Here is a 14,685-nt window from a genome sequence, read left to right as displayed (position 1 = left end):
AAATCAATTTGATAAATAGTGCGTGTCCCTTCATTACGACTAAATAACTAGTTTAATATCGAACCAATGCAAACATGTTATTTGTAATTGCGTTAGTAAGTATTAGTTAAATAGTTGTAAATCAATTATTTATGTGCACAGTAAAAAATTATATAACGTAATTATGTTATATATAATGTAACTGTGTTAATATTGCTCCTGTTGTCACAGACAAATATAGATACGCTATAGAAAAATGATAGCGAAATCCTTGAATTCTGTATAACCGGCACTATGAGCAATAGAATGAACCCAATTGCCCGTCTGCTTGAGATGCTGCCCGCCAGGGTAGCCGACGAGAAGCGACTGGCTATCCTGAACGAACTCCAGCCATTAGGCTTCGAGTCCCACTGGCGGCAGACCTGCCTGCGTGAACACAAGAACACCGGCGAGATCTACGCCCAGGTCGGGTGGGTGATCTGCAAGCACCTGGAGGTGCCGCTGGACTTTCTCTGGGATGCGGACGTGGCCGCCAGCGAGTCCAAACGCCTGATTGACCACTATGTCAAGGCGCAGCTGCAAACGATCTGAACTAGAGAAGCCGGTAGGGGAGAGGGCGTCAGCCTGATGCTGCCAGGCTACCGATGAGCTTACCCAATTTTTCACAAAAAACCCCGGCCTGCTTCCAACAGAACCGGGGACACTAAACAGAGTAGATCAGAATGCAAACGTACGCAAAAAATGGCTTCACCCGCTACGAGTGGGTGAGGCTGTATCAGGCCTGCGCGGCCCTGCGCCTGCAGGCTAACCTTCGGGGAAATCTCGTGCTGTCTTTTTTCTGCAGCTGGCTGATGAGCCAGTGTCAAACCAGGATAAAAGGCGTTGTAACCACCTCAAACCCAGTAACACAATGAGTAGTGAACCGGTAGTCAACCAGTTACAGACCAGCCACGATGAGCTGGCCGAAACGATGAACGTCCTGGCCCTTGTGCAGCAGGATTGGGAGCAGGGTAAGCGGGTAAAGTTGATTCTCCAGCAGGATAGCGGGCAGGGCAGGGGCGTGACCCTGGCCTGCACCTGTGAAGAGGAGAACTCGTTTCTGATCAGCACCCCCCTATACATGCTCATCGAAGAAACCCAGAGACGAATCGGTAGTAAGCAAAATCGGCCCGCCGCCCTATGACGCTCTGGCTAACGCTTGGATTGGGGGTGGCCATTGCCATTCCCTTCCTCCTGAAAAAAAGGCGCAACCCGCTGGATGATCGCCTGCCAGCCCACTTTCCCAAAACGCCTGCCAAGAGCAGCAAAACGTATTCCTGATGACAACCAACACGAATCCCCAGGATGGCCCAGGCGGGCCGCCTGACCCGGTCAATGCCCAGCCCGGTAGCTTTAAGTTCGAGGCCTTCAAACAGACGATTGACTACCTGCGTACTACGCCGATGATGGCGCACCTTGATCCTGGCACCGTGCTACTGGGGTCGACAATGGCCGCCTACATCAACGATGATCTGGAGGAGGCCGACCTGCTGGAGTTGGTAGAGACCGACCGGGAACGTACCCTGGTCTACGGACTGATTGCCTCGGTCTGGGAGCTGCACTACGGCGAGAAATCGATCAGGCTCGATCACGCCTCCCACGACGTAGCCATTGGGCTCTTTGCCGCCGGTATTACTAAGCAGGAGGACTTTACCGCGTTCCTCGAAAATCTGATTGATGTGGAGGACGAGCTGGATCCGCTATGATCCAGGCCCTGATCTGGCTCCCGCTAGCCGCTAAGGCAGCCGCCCTGACCCTGAGTTGGGGCGCGCTGCTTTGGCTGGTGATCTCCTACCTGTTTGATCCAACCCGCAACCGGACCAAGTTCCGCTTACCGCTTCACCACGTATGAATCCCAGTTCTGTTTTAAACCCCAAGCGGCAGGCGTTTGCCGACGCCCAGCAGGAGCTAATTCCCCTGCTGGATCAAGGGCCCATTGACCCGGCCACCGTCGAGGAGGTCGTCAACAGGGCCGTCGAGCTGATCGAGAGCCTGGAGGTAGCCGCCGCCCTGCCCAAAAACACCTATGGGCCGCGCTACGAAACCACCAACCAGCAGTACAATCAGCCGGGCGGTGATTTCATCCAGCACCAGACTATCGCTCCCCGCTCGGTGCAGCATCACACCACCGAGATCAACGTGCCCACCGAGCGCTTCTACCGACTCTCTACGAACCTGATCGTCTCGACGGGTGGGCAGTTCCTCTTCCGGCCTGAGACCAAAGAGCTCTACACGGCGGCGGCTTCCATCACGCTGACTGAGACGGAGGCCATCCGGCTGGAAGCCTTTCTTCACAACGACTATAACTGTTAATGCGCCAGTATACCCCTAACCTCGGTACTGGCTTCAGAAAGCCAGCCGGACCTCAGCCCGATAAGCCGGGTGCCTACGCCTCCCTGGTAACTGATGATGATCTGGAGGCGGAAACCAAGAAACGCCGGGCTGGCCTGGTATTCCCCCTGGATGTGTTCCCCGACCGGCTTAAACCGCTGATCGCCCAGCTGGTGGAGAACATGCACGGAGAGCGTGCCTTTATTGGTCTGTCGCTACTGCAATGCGCCTCGGCCGCTATCGGCTCAGCGCTCCGGGCTCAGACGCCCTCCAGGTGGCAGGTGTGTCTGAGCATGTGGGGAGCCACGGTGGGCATTTCCTCATCGGGTAAGTCCATGATCCAGGGCGTCCTGCTGCGGCCGTTGCACAAGATCCAGGACGAGTACAACCGGTTGTACCTGGATGAGTGCCGGGCGGCCGCTGCCGAGAATTCAGACAAATTCCCCAACCAGAAAGTGTTGCTCTTCTCCGATATCACCTTCGAGTCGCTGATCAAAGACGTCTTCGGTCACAACTACAAGGGGGTGGTTCGCTACGAGGATGAGCTGCTGAAGTGGCTCGATGACATGGACCGCTACAAAACCGGCAAATCGGAGGCCTCGTTCTGGACTTCGGCCTGGTCGCCTTCCTCCTCCTTCTCGATGCGCCGGGCGGGTAACAAATTCACCTACATCGACAAAAACCACCTGGTAGCCTCGGTGATGGGTTCCACTCAGCCCGACGTGCTCTACCGCTTCTACGAGCAGAACCGGCTCCAGACGGGCTACATCTTCCGGATGCTGTTTGCCTTCGCCGAGACTGACCGGGTGATCTCGCCCAACCTGACCTATAGCCTGCCCGAAGAGGTCATTGAGCCCTATACCACCATGATCCAGCGGCTGCACAACGAGCTGCGCATGGACTGGCCCGACTCCGAGCCCCAGGTGGTGACCATGCACGTAGAAGGGGTGAAGCTGTTTCAGGAATGGCAGGATAAACACACCAGGCAGATCAACCGGATGGAGAGCCTGACGGACCGAAACGTACTGGGTGGCATTTTCGGCAAGATCAAAGAGTATGTACTGCGCATCAGCCTGATCCTGGCGGCCATGGACTGGACCTTCACCTACGGCACCCTGGGCAGCGTAAAGGGTTTCGGCATCAAGGTTGAGTACGTGGCCGCCTCCCTTCGGGTATGCGAGTACTTCATGGCCAGCGGCTTTGAAGCCTATCAGGTAGCCAAAAACAAGGTTATGGTGCCGCCCAGTGTGCTTGAATTTGCGGCGCTGCTGAAGGCCTACAACTACAACCAGACGGAGATGGCCAGGGCGCTGAACAAATCCAGGCAAGCGGTAAACCGCCAGCTCCACGATTATATGGACAAATATCCCGGTGCGTTCGGAGCGCGTAATTTCTGATCAATTACGGTGCATGTTGCGATGTTGACACGATTTAGTGCAATTAAGTACCTAAACCATTGATAATCAATGTCAACACGTGTCAACATCTGTCAACATTTAGCCGTTTTCAAAGCAGTTAACTCCCTGATTATCAATAGGCGTATAGCAACATAGTCATGTTGACAGATGTTGACATCGTGTCAACACGTGTCAACGCACCACAGTTGACAATCCCCCTCTGATAATCAGGAAGTTAAGGGTGTCAAAAACGGCTAAATGTTGACTCTAGTTGCGCGGTAGAGTAATCTGTAAATCAGTTAGTTAACACCTAAATAGGACTAAACTAACGTGAATTATTGTCAACATGTCAACACGCACCATAATGCTGTGGTGCCAAACCAATAAGCTGAAGATGAATTCAAACACGCCAAACACCGAACTCGACATCCGTAGCATTGTCACCCACGCGCTGATGGGCCATCCCGATGTGGAGCCCCAGGCGGTCGATCTGATTGTTGACCAATGCGCCAAACTGGTGGCAGGAGCTGGGCTATCAATACCCTTTACGACCATGAGCCACGGTCACCTCAACCTGCTCAATGATCACCTGAAGCTGCTCAACCAGATCAAAGAGGTGAGGGATACACAGGCCGCTTACTTTGCCAGTGGCCAAGGGCGTTACCGCGACAAAAAATTGCTGGCCCGCTCTAAAGGCCTGGAGCGGGAGCTGGATCGGCTGGTAGCCGAGCAGCTGGCCACCGCTGAAACGTACCTAACCACCGATACGCCTCCCTCCAATGTCAATCCATAAGCTACGCGCCTGGTGCCTGCGTCCTTCTATCTGGTGGAGTATGATTGGCTTTTCGTCGGCTGTTTCAACACTCCAGCCGCTTCGACTAATCTTTAGCTTACGCTAACCATGCCCATCGACCGCCGCCGCTACGGAAAAGGCCGCCCCAAACGCTGGCTGAAGATCAGCTACTTTATCCGTTTCGTGCGGGGGCGGGGCAAATGTGAGGCGTGCGGAGCCGAACACGGCAAACCTCACCCCAAAACCGGTAAGAAAGTCAAGCTGCACTGCGCGCATCTGGACCACAACCCGGACAATCTTAGCTTTTTCAACCTCAAGTGCCTTTGCCACGTCTGCCACCACCACTTCGATTCTCATGACAACTGGCGACGTAGACATTACGGAGAAACGGGACAATACAGAAATCAACTTGTTTTACCCTTATGAAGAACCATCATAAGCAGCAGGCCACCCGGTTTGCCGAAGCACTGATCGAAACCAACCTGAGTGCCTTTGGCCGCGAGCAAAGCGTCAAAACGGCCGCTCACCTGCAATTTGCCGACGGGTTCATGCGGGACTATATCAACGAGCTGGAGGCGAACATCAACTCGCTCGACGTGGCGGAGTCCCTGCCCCCGCTGATTCAAAACTGGGATACGCTCAGCAGTTCCGCAAAGCGTCAGGCGATCACCGAGGTGACCAAACAGCTTAAAAACACGCTGGCTCACGCCAACGCCTTCCAGCGGATGCTGACGGGGCAGACCAATTTTATCGAGGAGGTTAATGCTCAGGCGGTTGAGGCGGAAACTACCCGCATTGCCCGGGAAAATAAGGAATTCGGATAAGTAACTTTATGTTGATTGAGTTCTGACCTATTTTTTGCCCTAACGGCCTGTTAAGTTTATACTAGACTTTTCTACCCAGCGCTCTTTTCTGTGAACCCGGCTACTTATCGCACTCTTACTCTTGCCGTTACTCCATTGGTTAAACAAGTCGTGCTCGCTTCTACCCAGGGCCAGCCGCTCCACGTTAGCCGTGATCATCGCAAGCAATTCAATCAGTACGCCGTTTACCTACTCGCTCTGCTTGAACGTCAGCAGATGCGGCATGCCGACTCCATGGATCGTGGGGCAGGCCATGAGACGCTGACCGAAACGATGCCTATCACCATTCCCGAGTGGCAGATCCGGCTCGGCGTGGCCAGCCTGATTACCCCGGCCCGTGAGCTGGAATTCAATCAGTTCGTACTGCGTACGTTCCGCCAGCGCCTGCGCGATGAGATTGCCCTGCGCATGGAGACAACGGCTTCAATTCGCAAAGCGGCCGAGCTGACGCTAAACCGATGGGGCGTTGGTGAAGATGTCTACCCACTGGCTGCAGCACTGCGTCACTACAACCGTCATCAGGACTCTGCTATTTCGTAGCTGGTTTACTTTTCATGCGATTTCCCAGACGGCCCCTCTACTGGACGGGCCGTCTTTTTTATGATTGAGTTCTGACCTGTTTTTCGGGCTGGTCAGGTCCCTATTTCGTGGCTGCTATTCGACGATTCCTCCTTTCAGACATGTAGTGTCAACCTAAACCCATGAACACCCGCCCGACATCCTGGAACCCTGGTGGAGGCGCTGAGCTTCGCATATTGCCTATTGCGGGCATTGCCGATCTCAGCGCTGCCACGGGCGGCGTAAGCCTGAAACCCGGCTACAGCTGGCAGGCTTTCTACTGTACACCAGGCATGCTGTCCTACGACGATCAGGAGAGCGATACCGATAACGGGCCGCTCCACCAGATCGCCATTCAGGGCTTTGCGCCCAACGATGCGCCGACGTATTCCACTATTCTGACGAGCCTATCGGGTATCCCTCTACTGGTTCGCTTACGTGAGTACGCGGGCAGCTGGCGTCAGGTCGGGTCACTGCTCACGGGTATGACCCTGACCTACACCTACAACTCAGGCCGAGACGTACCCGACAGCCGGGGCTATACCCTGAAGCTGGCTGGCGATTTCGATCAGCCCTGTTTCCTCATCTCGCCTACCATCGCCCAAAATGGCTAAATACACCCTTACCCTGGCCGATCTGGCCAACCAGCCCTGGGCCATTGAGCCAGCCACCGGTAACGCTCTGGCCATGCAACTGGCCCACGCGCCGATGGCGCTGGAGACCCCCGAAGAGGATCCGATCATCTACGAATTCAACTGGGTATGGTATCCCAAAGCGCAGCTGCCTAACTCCATCGCTGTTATACAGATCCGGGGGGCGATCTACGATTATTACGCGCAGTATATCTGCGATAAACTCGATCTGATCTACCGCGACCAGAACGTGACCGGCCTGCTGGTGAAGCTCAGCTCACCGGGCGGGCAATCGATGGCGGGCACCAGGATCGCCGACAAACTGCTGGCAGCTCCCTGGAATACGGCCTGTGTGGTCGATTACGGCATGGCTGCTTCAGCAGGCTACGCCATCGGAGTCGCCTGTGATGGGTTCTACGGTGGCCGATCGTCCGATATGGTCGGCAGCATCGGCACCTACATTACCTGGCAGGACTTCTCGGGCTATTTCAAAAAGAACGGCATTGTCATCAAGGACCTCTACGCTGATCAGTCTACCGAGAAGAACGCCGAGGTACGTGCGGCTCAGGAGGGAAACACCGAGCCGCTCCGAGCTATTGCCACCGCTGAAGCGACCCGCTTCATTGATTACGTCAAGAGCCGCCGCCCTAACCTGGGCAGAAACGCCAGCATTCTGAAGGGGGCCATGTTCATGGCCGATCAGGGCGTTTCCGAAGGCATGCTCGACGGCATTGCCACCGAAAAAGAAATTCTCGCTGCCCTGCGCGGCACCAGTGCTTCACTAACCATTTCCTCAACCCGTACCGATATGTTCGGATTTAAAAAAGTACCTGCCCTGGAGGCCCTTGCCGGGCTCCAGGGAGAGCAGCTGACTGATAGTCTGCTCGAATCGGCCAATGCAGAATTGGCTACCCTTGGCGTAACCGGCTGTGCCATCGTTACCCAGGCCCAGTTCGAAGCCATTGCCTCCGCCGCTGATCCAGCAGCACTGACGAACGCCAACGCGGAAGTAACGCGCCTGACTACGGAGCTAAACACGGTAAAATCAGAGCGGGACAAAGCCAAGGGCGAACTGGAAACGGCTCAGTCGGAAGTAACGCGCCTGGGTAGTCTGAACGGCGCCGAGCCGACCACGCCTAAAAATGCCAACGACAAGCAGGCTGATGCCGATCAGACTGAGAAGATCACGCTCAGCTACACGGCCGAGTCTGCAGGCATCGCCCACCTGATTAACTAACCGAATTTTTCAACCTTTTCTAACGACTAATCGTGGCGTTAAACATCACAAACATTGTGTCCGACTTCGGGGCGTATTACCTCAACTCGGGACAAAACATGCGTCGGCTGTATCAGCTGCTGTTCCGCACTCTGCAAAGCGAAGAGCTCTTCACGCCCATCGTGCAGGACGACACCATCTGGCGGGCCTCACAGACGCTGCAAACCCGGCTGGTACAGGCCTACCAGGCGGCCTTTACGCCAATCGGCAACACGACCTTCAATCCGGTTACGATTGCCATGTACCACCAGAAGGTCGACACCAAAGCTACGCCCCACGATCTGGAGGCGAGCTGGTTGGGCTTTTTGACGGGCGAAGGCGTCAAACCATCAGAGTGGCCCTTTATCCGCTGGTGGATCGAGGTGAAGATCATTCCCCAGATTCAGGAAGATCTGGAGCTCTATGAAATCGGCTCAGGTGTGCGCGCGGAGCCAACGGCGGGTACGGCTGGTGCTCAGGGTGCCTCGATGAACGGCTACCTGACGGTGATGAACACGTTGACCACAGCGGGCAGCATCGTGCCCATTACGATGGGCGCTATTCCGGCGACGGACAACGCCTTGCTGGTGAAGTACTTCGAGGATTTCGCCGATCAGCTCGACAAGCGCTACTGGAAGCTGCCGATGACGATCGTGTGCTCGGAGACCCTGGAGCGCCGCTACCTGCGCGGCAAGCGTGACAAGTACGGTAAAGACACCCGTGGCGATGCCAGCATCGACAACACGATTGAGAACACCAGCCTGATCGTGAAGGGCTACGCCTCCATGGGCAGCTCGACGCGGATCTGGTGCACGCCAAAGGATAACGCGATCATGCTCAAAAAGCGCACCCAGAACGAGAAGGCCTTCGATATGCAGCCCTTCGAGCGTGAAGTGAAGCTGCTCTCTGACTTCTGGCGTGGACTGGGCTTTGTGATTCCAGGCCTGGTGTTCCGCTCCGACCAATAATCAACCTCTCACCTTGCCCAAGGCGTATCAGTTCGTGCTCCAGTAGCCAGTAACTGATACGCCTGACGCATAAACCAACAACAGATCATGAGTGATCAAGCAGAAAAAATCAAGAGCCTGGAGGCCGACGTCAAAGAACGTGACGAGATCATCGAAGGCCAGGCCGCAACGATCAAGGCTCTGGAGGCTGAACGGGACGCCCTGAAGGCGGATCCGGGTATTACGCCGACCATCACTGTCGATGAGAAGACCTACGCGGTGCGGGTAGCCAAGTTCCGCTACAAGCGGGAGGGCGTCGACGAAGATCCACGCGAGTACTCGGTGGCCGACTTGCAGGCCGACGCTGAGCTTCAGGCGGAACTGGTGGGCAAAAAAGTAGGATTTCTGGAGCTTGTTAAACCGGCCGTTAAAGCCGCCTAACCATGCCAGCAACCTACAAGTCAATTAAGGACGTAGGTAATGTCAACCGCATGGGTGGTCTTCAGCAGCGGATCCTGCTGTGCCCCTACGGTGATATTACCACGCTCCAGGAGCCAGTCGATTACAAGGTAACGACGGCTCATACCTGCGCCACCGGCAAAGGCTTCATCGAAGTCTACAGCACCAAAGACCTGGCGTCTGTGCTGCTGGAGGCAATGGGTGGACCTGACCGGCAGTCGCTGAAAGGCAAAGCCGAGTTCTACCTGCCCGGTGAGTCAGACGACGCTGTTACCTTGTTCAACCTGGCTAAGAATGATCGCTTCATCGTGCTGGCTCCCCTGCCAGGCTCGACGGAGATGATCCAGTGTGGCGACAAGGAGTTCCAGGTGAACATCCGGGCCACCTACGATACCGGCAAAAACTCAGGTGACGGTCGGGGTATGAAGTTTGAACTGGAGTGGTTTGCGGCGAACCTGGTTAAGTACACCGCGGCTACTGTTACCATGAAACCAACTGCGTAATCGTGGCAGAGAACAAAAAAACGGAGCTGGCCACTGAAGCAGTGGCCACTCCAGTGGTAGAGCCTACGGCCTCCAAATACAAGCTCGTGGGCCTGAAAGGGCAAAAGGAGATTTTCGTTCCGCTCACCAATCGCACCTACGTGCTGAGTGAGATTACGGAGGATCAACTGGAACAACTCCATGCGCTGAAATTCCCGCATGTGCAGCTTGTCCAACCCGCTCAATAACATACCCTCAACCGAAAAAAAGGGGAACCGCCGTTTCGGTGCGTTCCCCTTTTCTTTTCTATGCGTGCAGAACTGAAAGCCTGGCTCGGTCAGGCTACACCCGATTATCAGACTGGCCTGAAGCTGCTGAAGGGCACCGGCTACGATCAACAATCACTCACCTGGAATCTGCTCCAGCGGGGCGCGGATACGTTCACCCGCACCAAACTGCGCAACTGCCTGACGGCTGCATTAGCCAGTTTATCACAGGCCACACCTCAGCTCCTTGTGGCCCCGGCTGCAGTCATGATCGCTCCAGTTGATAATCAGGCGTTAAAGGCTCCCTTACTCAACGAACGCACTGAACTAAAAGCCAGGGTTCGGGCGATCCTCGACGAGCCTGACCAAGCTGATCAGCGCCTGCGCCTGGCGCTCCGGGTGAAGACTGTGACCGAGGAGCTGGACCGGCTCTACAACCCGGCCGCCTTCGAGGTTCCGGCCAAAAAAGCCAAACCCCTCACCGTGGCCAACCTGCGCACCTACGTGAGTCTGTACCGCAAGAAAACAACTCTGGAGCCAGCTAATGCCACGTACGCCCAGAAGCTGATCCACTACCAAACCCTGCTGACCTCCTTGACTGATGAGACGATTTGACGAGATTTTTGATGCCCTAATCCAGTGGTATAAAGAGGGGGGCGTCGATGAGCTGCCCCCGGAGCTGAAGGTCCACCGCCTGCGGTGGATGCAGATCCGGGATTACATCATGACCCACAACCCCAAGCATGATGGGCAGGTGGTGTCTCATTTTGGCATTGAATGGGGGCTGCAGGAAACCGTCGTGTATTACGAGGTCCGGAATGCCAAACGGTTCTATGCTCATATCGAACCGGCAGTAGTGGAGTTCGACAAAATCGTCTTAGTCTCCCAGATCAAGGCACTCCGTCAGACGGCTATCGTAAACGGTAAACTAGCCGTGGCTGCCCAATGCGATAAAAATCTGATTGCCCTGGGCGCTTACGATCAGCCTAAAGCCCTGGAGGGTGGTGGGGCCACGGTGATCGAAATGCACCTGGACTTTAACCCGGCCCTGGTGACGGGCGGCGCTAAACGGGATCCGAAGCTGCTCGACCAGGTGAAACGCTTCCTGGGTGAGGCCAAAGCTAAACGCGAGCTGCTGATCGACGACGTCGAGTTTGAAGATGTACCTGACCAGCCTGAGCCATGACCGTTGTTCGTAATGTACCGGGTGTTGATGAGGCCCGCGATATCCGGCAGGGCCACATGAACTCGGCCCAACTCATGGCCAGGCTGGTCAACCCCCAGAATTTTACGGGGATTATCGGCCGGGGCGGTGGTAAGTCCGATGGCATTCTGGCTCCGCACCTGCACGACTGCGTCAAGCAGATGCCCCGTGGCTCGTTTGTGTTGCTGGGCGTCTCCTACATTCAGATCCTGACCCGGACACTACCGGCCATCCTGAACGGGTTGCACCGGCTGGGCTACGAGCGCGATCGAAACTACTGGGTGGGTCGGTATCCGGAGAGGAGTTTAGGCTTAAAACTCCCTTACTTTTCGCCACTGGATCCGAAGTACTCGATGTTCATCCGGGACGGTGATGAGCTGTCAGTGGTGCCGCTGGTGGGTCAGGATCGACCAGGCTCCGCCAACGGCCTCAGCGTCGATGCGGTGCTGGGTGATGAGGTTAAATTCATCAACAAACGCAAGCTCGACGAAGAGGTGCGGCCGATCAAGCGGGGCAACCGGCAGCGGTACGGTCACTGCCACCTGCTGCACGGGGAATGGTTCACCACGGACATGCCCACTGGCAAGGAGGCCAAATGGATTTTCGAGGCAGAGGCCCAGGCTAACCTACCCCATAACCGGCAGGCCGTCGAGCTCATTTTGGCGCTGGAGCAGGCCATTTACGACGATCGGCAACGTCTGAGGAAAGGACCGAACTCGTCTGCCACGGCCCGGATCATCGAACACCAGGCACTGCTGGGTGAACTGCGTCGGGAGCTGACCTACTACCATGAGGCCAGTAGCTTCGTGAACATCGACGTGCTGGGCATGGCCTACTTCCGGGAACAAAGGCGCGATCTGCCACCGGCCCGCTTTAACGCACAGATCCTGAGCAAACGAGACCAGGGTGCGGAAGGTGGTTTTTACCCGTCTTTCGATCGGGACCTTCACTGTTATGATGCGATCGATTATGGGTACGTCGACAATCAGGAGTTCGGGGCTTTATTCAATGATTGCCGGAAGGACGTTGACGATGATCCGACTCAGGATTTAACGATTGCCGGTGACTACGGGGCAAGTTTTAACTGTCTGTGGGTGGGCCAGCGCCTTAGCCGCTTTATCTCCCGGAACAAGACCGGCCGCGATGAGGTGCGGTACCTGAATCACTTCTACCTGCCTCACCCCCAGGAGACTGTTGACGTGGTGCAGAAGTTCTGCGACTACTACAAATACCGGCTACGCAAGCGGGTCGAGTACGTCTTTGACCTGACGGCCGTAGGTACGTCGGGCCTGGGCAAAAACACGTACGCCAGCGTGGTCATCGATACCCTCCGCAAAAACGGGTGGACGGTCATTGAGCGCTATATCGGGAAGGTGCCCGCCCACAACGAGCGCTACCTGGCCTGGGGCAAAGCCCTGCGGGAACAGACGAGCGGCGTACCGCTCCAGCGCTTCAACCGAGAGAATACCATGGTCGGTACCTCAGCGATGCTGGGAGCTGGGACCAAACAGGGCCGCAATGGCTTCGAGAAAGACAAAACCGATGAGCGTAACCAGGCCATCGACCAGCACCTGACCACCCACCTGACCGATGCAGCGGATACGCTGTTCTGGTGGCTGACGGTGCTAGTGGGTGGTACAGGCGATATCTCCGGTGTATTAACCAGTACCTAACCCTCTTTTCTTCTCCAATGAAAACCTCCTTGACCCCGCCCATTCGTTATTACGGTGGCAAACAAAACATGCTGGCTCACCTGCACCCGATGATCCCCAGCCACAAGATCTACGTTGAAGGCTTCGTCGGTGGCGGTGCTTTATTTTGGACCAAAGAAGCCTCCGACTTCGAGGTGATCAATGACCTCAACGGGAAGGTGCTCTCGTTTTATCAGGCCATTAAATACGACTGGAAAAGCCTGCAAACGCTAATCGATGAGACCTTTCATGCCCGGCAGCAGTTCGATCTGACCAAAGAAATCTACCACACTGACGAAGACGAAGCTACCACACTGGCCATGGCCTGGGCGGTATGGACGCAGGCCAATCAGGGCTTTGCCGGTAAGATCGGCGGCACGTTTGGTTATGATCGGTCGGGTCAGTCACCGAGCACGATCTACAACAAGAAGAATCGTTTTACGGAGGCTTACAAGGATCGCATGCGGTACGTAACGGTGGAGTGCCGGGATGCCCTAAAGGTCATTGACGTGTTCGATACGCCCAACACGTTCTTCTACCTGGATCCGCCCTACGTATCGAGTGACCAGGGCCATTATGACGGCTACACCAGGGACGATTTCAAGCAGCTCCTCGACAAGTGTTCAACCATGCAGGGCAAGTTCCTGCTCAGCTCTTACCCGGAGCCTGATCTACTCGAGTACAGAAAGCAACAGGGCTGGAACACCAGGGATATTCAGCAAACACTGGCGGTCAATGGGATGCGCACCGGTGGGCCGAAGCAGAAGACTGAATGCCTGACCTGGAATTATAGTTTGTGAGTAAATTACGGCATGAAAATCTCGTGGACGTTTCTCTATCAGCCTGGTCAATCAGTGACGCTCAACGTGGTGTACACGCCTGAACTGGATGCGGAGCCATTGCCCCATGGCGGGTTTCTAAACCCAGAAACAAACGTAGCTTATGTTGACTGGGACACCTTCAGACGGTTCAATGATTACGATGTGAAAGGTCGACGGGATGCGTTTCAACGCCTAACGCGGCTGGTAAAGGGCGAGGAGGCCAAATCTCCTTCAGGGCGAGTGCTCACCTTGACCTGGCCGAAAACTCAACCGCCTGAAGACGAGTATGACATCTCCCTGCGGTATCTAGGAATTGATCCCATCCTGCTCGGCTTCAAGGATATTACTGATCAAGACCACTTATAATGATTTGCGTATTTTTGACGCATACATAATAGCTCCCTAGAGGCCGTTGAAGGCGTGGAGCATACCCCAGGCGAGTAGCCCTTCCCCCGGAGTGGGGGAAGGGCTTTTTTATGCCTCAAAATGTTCAGTGAAGTCCCCAGCGGCATAGTCCACCTTCACTTTATCCCAGCCATAATAGGCATACTCCAGCGTAGTCTGCCGAATGATCAAGATGGGTTTCTCCGTGAAGGCATGATGCCGAAACTCCCTCGTCTCTCCATCACTACCCAGTAAGCCCAGGTACTGGATTTGGATATCTCTATCGGTATCTGCATAGAGTACCAGGTAGCGCTTCGTCTCCAGCTCGATGAGCTGGCCGGGAGTGATGGTCAGGTTCATGGGGTAATAAAAATAAATCAGAGCGATTCGTTCATGCGCAACGTGTTCCACGCGACTTACTGTTTCACGCAGACCCCCTGTCATATATCACCGGAAAACTGGATTACAATTGTAATGGCTCGGTAGTGCGTGGCGGGGTCCTACCTGGGATTTGGCTATCGATGAGCTTACTTTTTCGGCCTAAGTGCCTGAAAACGACCCGAAAAGCCAAAAAACGCGGTGAG

The 14,685-nt window shown here is 55.3% G+C and carries 23 protein-coding genes; 21 read left to right on the top strand and 2 right to left on the bottom strand.

The genetic code is table 11. From position 1 onward, the window contains the following. Window positions 1–285 precede the first annotated feature (285 nt). The 8 genes from J2I46_RS21050 to J2I46_RS21015 all read left to right on the top strand — a co-directional run bounded on the left by J2I46_RS21050 (window position 286) and on the right by J2I46_RS21015 (window position 4,539). A complete protein-coding gene (locus J2I46_RS21050) occupies window positions 286–570 on the top strand; it encodes a hypothetical protein (RefSeq protein WP_207331045.1) in 285 nt (94 codons plus the stop codon). Between the two features lie 319 nt (window positions 571–889). Beyond that, window positions 890–1,162: a hypothetical protein gene (locus J2I46_RS21045; RefSeq protein ID WP_207331044.1), complete on the top strand. Its 273-nt coding sequence runs from the start codon at window positions 890–892 to the stop codon at window positions 1,160–1,162. Continuing rightward, the gene (locus tag J2I46_RS21040; RefSeq protein WP_207331043.1) at window positions 1,159–1,299 is read left to right on the top strand and encodes a hypothetical protein; all 141 of its coding nucleotides are present in this window, start codon (window positions 1,159–1,161) and stop codon (window positions 1,297–1,299) included. Before J2I46_RS21045 ends, J2I46_RS21040 begins: the two co-directional genes overlap by 4 nt. Next, on the top strand, window positions 1,299–1,724 hold the full coding sequence (locus J2I46_RS21035; RefSeq protein WP_207331042.1) for a hypothetical protein: 426 nt from the start codon (window positions 1,299–1,301) through the stop codon (window positions 1,722–1,724). Before J2I46_RS21040 ends, J2I46_RS21035 begins: the two co-directional genes overlap by 1 nt. Continuing rightward, window positions 1,721–1,870: a hypothetical protein gene (locus J2I46_RS21030; protein ID WP_207331041.1), complete on the top strand. Its 150-nt coding sequence runs from the start codon at window positions 1,721–1,723 to the stop codon at window positions 1,868–1,870. The genes J2I46_RS21035 and J2I46_RS21030 overlap by 4 nt, the downstream gene beginning before the upstream one ends. Beyond that, window positions 1,867–2,331, top strand: a complete 465-nt coding sequence (locus J2I46_RS21025) for a hypothetical protein (RefSeq protein ID WP_207331040.1) — start codon at window positions 1,867–1,869, stop codon at window positions 2,329–2,331. The genes J2I46_RS21030 and J2I46_RS21025 overlap by 4 nt, the downstream gene beginning before the upstream one ends. Then, the gene (locus J2I46_RS21020) at window positions 2,331–3,746 is read left to right on the top strand and encodes a DUF3987 domain-containing protein (RefSeq protein WP_207331039.1); all 1,416 of its coding nucleotides are present in this window, start codon (window positions 2,331–2,333) and stop codon (window positions 3,744–3,746) included. Before J2I46_RS21025 ends, J2I46_RS21020 begins: the two co-directional genes overlap by 1 nt. Window positions 3,747–4,140: 394 nt before the next feature. Next, the gene (locus J2I46_RS21015; RefSeq protein WP_207331038.1) at window positions 4,141–4,539 is read left to right on the top strand and encodes a hypothetical protein; all 399 of its coding nucleotides are present in this window, start codon (window positions 4,141–4,143) and stop codon (window positions 4,537–4,539) included. Between the two features lie 102 nt (window positions 4,540–4,641). Here the strand turns inward: J2I46_RS21015 and J2I46_RS21010 are convergent, their stop codons facing one another. Then, window positions 4,642–4,917 carry a hypothetical protein gene (locus J2I46_RS21010; RefSeq protein WP_207331037.1) on the bottom strand — a complete coding sequence of 92 codons (276 nt, stop codon included), beginning with the start codon at window positions 4,915–4,917 and terminating at the stop codon, window positions 4,642–4,644. A 44-nt stretch (window positions 4,918–4,961) separates the two neighbouring features. Here J2I46_RS21010 and J2I46_RS21005 point away from each other — a divergent pair, with 44 nt between their 5' ends. The 13 genes from J2I46_RS21005 (at window position 4,962) to J2I46_RS20945 (ending at window position 14,083) form a co-directional block, all read left to right on the top strand. Then, on the top strand, window positions 4,962–5,363 hold the full coding sequence (locus J2I46_RS21005) for a hypothetical protein (protein ID WP_207331036.1): 402 nt from the start codon (window positions 4,962–4,964) through the stop codon (window positions 5,361–5,363). A gap of 150 nt (window positions 5,364–5,513) precedes the next feature. Beyond that, the gene (locus J2I46_RS21000) at window positions 5,514–5,942 is read left to right on the top strand and encodes a hypothetical protein (protein ID WP_207331035.1); all 429 of its coding nucleotides are present in this window, start codon (window positions 5,514–5,516) and stop codon (window positions 5,940–5,942) included. Between the two features lie 161 nt (window positions 5,943–6,103). Next, a complete protein-coding gene (locus tag J2I46_RS20995) occupies window positions 6,104–6,574 on the top strand; it encodes a hypothetical protein (protein WP_207331034.1) in 471 nt (156 codons plus the stop codon). Continuing rightward, window positions 6,567–7,829 carry a S49 family peptidase gene (locus J2I46_RS20990; protein WP_207331033.1) on the top strand — a complete coding sequence of 421 codons (1,263 nt, stop codon included), beginning with the start codon at window positions 6,567–6,569 and terminating at the stop codon, window positions 7,827–7,829. The genes J2I46_RS20995 and J2I46_RS20990 overlap by 8 nt, the downstream gene beginning before the upstream one ends. Before the next feature lie 98 nt (window positions 7,830–7,927). Further along, window positions 7,928–8,815 carry a hypothetical protein gene (locus J2I46_RS20985; protein WP_207331032.1) on the top strand — a complete coding sequence of 296 codons (888 nt, stop codon included), beginning with the start codon at window positions 7,928–7,930 and terminating at the stop codon, window positions 8,813–8,815. Between the two features lie 87 nt (window positions 8,816–8,902). Then, window positions 8,903–9,235, top strand: a complete 333-nt coding sequence (locus J2I46_RS20980) for a hypothetical protein (protein WP_207331031.1) — start codon at window positions 8,903–8,905, stop codon at window positions 9,233–9,235. Between the two features lie 2 nt (window positions 9,236–9,237). After that, window positions 9,238–9,756, top strand: coding sequence for a hypothetical protein (locus J2I46_RS20975; protein ID WP_207331030.1), 519 nt, complete (start codon window positions 9,238–9,240; stop codon window positions 9,754–9,756). Between the two features lie 2 nt (window positions 9,757–9,758). Continuing rightward, window positions 9,759–9,983 (top strand): hypothetical protein, encoded by a 225-nt coding sequence (locus tag J2I46_RS20970; protein WP_207331029.1) that lies wholly within the window; start codon window positions 9,759–9,761, stop codon window positions 9,981–9,983. Between the two features lie 60 nt (window positions 9,984–10,043). Next, window positions 10,044–10,616 (top strand): hypothetical protein, encoded by a 573-nt coding sequence (locus J2I46_RS20965; RefSeq protein ID WP_207331028.1) that lies wholly within the window; start codon window positions 10,044–10,046, stop codon window positions 10,614–10,616. Next, complete coding sequence (locus J2I46_RS20960; protein WP_207331027.1) at window positions 10,603–11,187, top strand: hypothetical protein; 585 nt, start codon at window positions 10,603–10,605, stop codon at window positions 11,185–11,187. Before J2I46_RS20965 ends, J2I46_RS20960 begins: the two co-directional genes overlap by 14 nt. Continuing rightward, on the top strand, window positions 11,184–12,878 hold the full coding sequence (locus J2I46_RS20955; RefSeq protein WP_207331026.1) for a hypothetical protein: 1,695 nt from the start codon (window positions 11,184–11,186) through the stop codon (window positions 12,876–12,878). The genes J2I46_RS20960 and J2I46_RS20955 overlap by 4 nt, the downstream gene beginning before the upstream one ends. 17 nt (window positions 12,879–12,895) lie before the next feature. Continuing rightward, on the top strand, window positions 12,896–13,696 hold the full coding sequence (locus J2I46_RS20950; protein ID WP_207331025.1) for a DNA adenine methylase: 801 nt from the start codon (window positions 12,896–12,898) through the stop codon (window positions 13,694–13,696). A 12-nt stretch (window positions 13,697–13,708) separates the two neighbouring features. Beyond that, window positions 13,709–14,083 (top strand): hypothetical protein, encoded by a 375-nt coding sequence (locus J2I46_RS20945; RefSeq protein WP_207331024.1) that lies wholly within the window; start codon window positions 13,709–13,711, stop codon window positions 14,081–14,083. A gap of 108 nt (window positions 14,084–14,191) precedes the next feature. On the opposite strand, the gene J2I46_RS20940 is transcribed toward J2I46_RS20945, so the two are convergent. Continuing rightward, the gene (locus J2I46_RS20940; RefSeq protein WP_207331023.1) at window positions 14,192–14,512 is read right to left on the bottom strand and encodes a hypothetical protein; all 321 of its coding nucleotides are present in this window, start codon (window positions 14,510–14,512) and stop codon (window positions 14,192–14,194) included. Between the last annotated feature and the right edge of the window lie 173 nt (window positions 14,513–14,685).

The sequence above is a fragment of the Fibrella forsythiae genome (genome assembly GCF_017353175.1).
In the GTDB taxonomy this organism is placed as follows: Bacteria; Bacteroidota; Bacteroidia; order Cytophagales; family Spirosomataceae; genus Fibrella; species Fibrella forsythiae.
Note: the sequence above shows the minus strand (reverse complement) of the source record. Positions and strands in the feature narration are given on the sequence as shown.

Excerpts from the sequence above, each read along its gene's own strand:
- J2I46_RS21050 (WP_207331045.1), top strand. The coding sequence starts at position 286 with ATGAACCCAATTGCCCGTCTGCTTGAGATGCTGCCCGCCAGGGTAGCC.
- J2I46_RS21045 (WP_207331044.1), top strand. The coding sequence starts at position 890 with ATGAGTAGTGAACCGGTAGTCAACCAGTTACAGACCAGCCACGATGAG.
- J2I46_RS21040 (WP_207331043.1), top strand. The coding sequence starts at position 1,159 with ATGACGCTCTGGCTAACGCTTGGATTGGGGGTGGCCATTGCCATTCCC.
- J2I46_RS21035 (WP_207331042.1), top strand. The coding sequence starts at position 1,299 with ATGACAACCAACACGAATCCCCAGGATGGCCCAGGCGGGCCGCCTGAC.
- J2I46_RS21030 (WP_207331041.1), top strand. The coding sequence starts at position 1,721 with ATGATCCAGGCCCTGATCTGGCTCCCGCTAGCCGCTAAGGCAGCCGCC.
- J2I46_RS21025 (WP_207331040.1), top strand. The coding sequence starts at position 1,867 with ATGAATCCCAGTTCTGTTTTAAACCCCAAGCGGCAGGCGTTTGCCGAC.
- J2I46_RS21020 (WP_207331039.1), top strand. The coding sequence starts at position 2,331 with ATGCGCCAGTATACCCCTAACCTCGGTACTGGCTTCAGAAAGCCAGCC.
- J2I46_RS21015 (WP_207331038.1), top strand. The coding sequence starts at position 4,141 with ATGAATTCAAACACGCCAAACACCGAACTCGACATCCGTAGCATTGTC.
- J2I46_RS21010 (WP_207331037.1), bottom strand. The coding sequence starts at position 4,917 with ATGTCTACGTCGCCAGTTGTCATGAGAATCGAAGTGGTGGTGGCAGAC.
- J2I46_RS21005 (WP_207331036.1), top strand. The coding sequence starts at position 4,962 with ATGAAGAACCATCATAAGCAGCAGGCCACCCGGTTTGCCGAAGCACTG.
- J2I46_RS20995 (WP_207331034.1), top strand. The coding sequence starts at position 6,104 with ATGAACACCCGCCCGACATCCTGGAACCCTGGTGGAGGCGCTGAGCTT.
- J2I46_RS20990 (WP_207331033.1), top strand. The coding sequence starts at position 6,567 with ATGGCTAAATACACCCTTACCCTGGCCGATCTGGCCAACCAGCCCTGG.
- J2I46_RS20985 (WP_207331032.1), top strand. The coding sequence starts at position 7,928 with ATGCGTCGGCTGTATCAGCTGCTGTTCCGCACTCTGCAAAGCGAAGAG.
- J2I46_RS20980 (WP_207331031.1), top strand. The coding sequence starts at position 8,903 with ATGAGTGATCAAGCAGAAAAAATCAAGAGCCTGGAGGCCGACGTCAAA.
- J2I46_RS20975 (WP_207331030.1), top strand. The coding sequence starts at position 9,238 with ATGCCAGCAACCTACAAGTCAATTAAGGACGTAGGTAATGTCAACCGC.
- J2I46_RS20965 (WP_207331028.1), top strand. The coding sequence starts at position 10,044 with ATGCGTGCAGAACTGAAAGCCTGGCTCGGTCAGGCTACACCCGATTAT.
- J2I46_RS20960 (WP_207331027.1), top strand. The coding sequence starts at position 10,603 with ATGAGACGATTTGACGAGATTTTTGATGCCCTAATCCAGTGGTATAAA.
- J2I46_RS20955 (WP_207331026.1), top strand. The coding sequence starts at position 11,184 with ATGACCGTTGTTCGTAATGTACCGGGTGTTGATGAGGCCCGCGATATC.
- J2I46_RS20950 (WP_207331025.1), top strand. The coding sequence starts at position 12,896 with ATGAAAACCTCCTTGACCCCGCCCATTCGTTATTACGGTGGCAAACAA.
- J2I46_RS20945 (WP_207331024.1), top strand. The coding sequence starts at position 13,709 with ATGAAAATCTCGTGGACGTTTCTCTATCAGCCTGGTCAATCAGTGACG.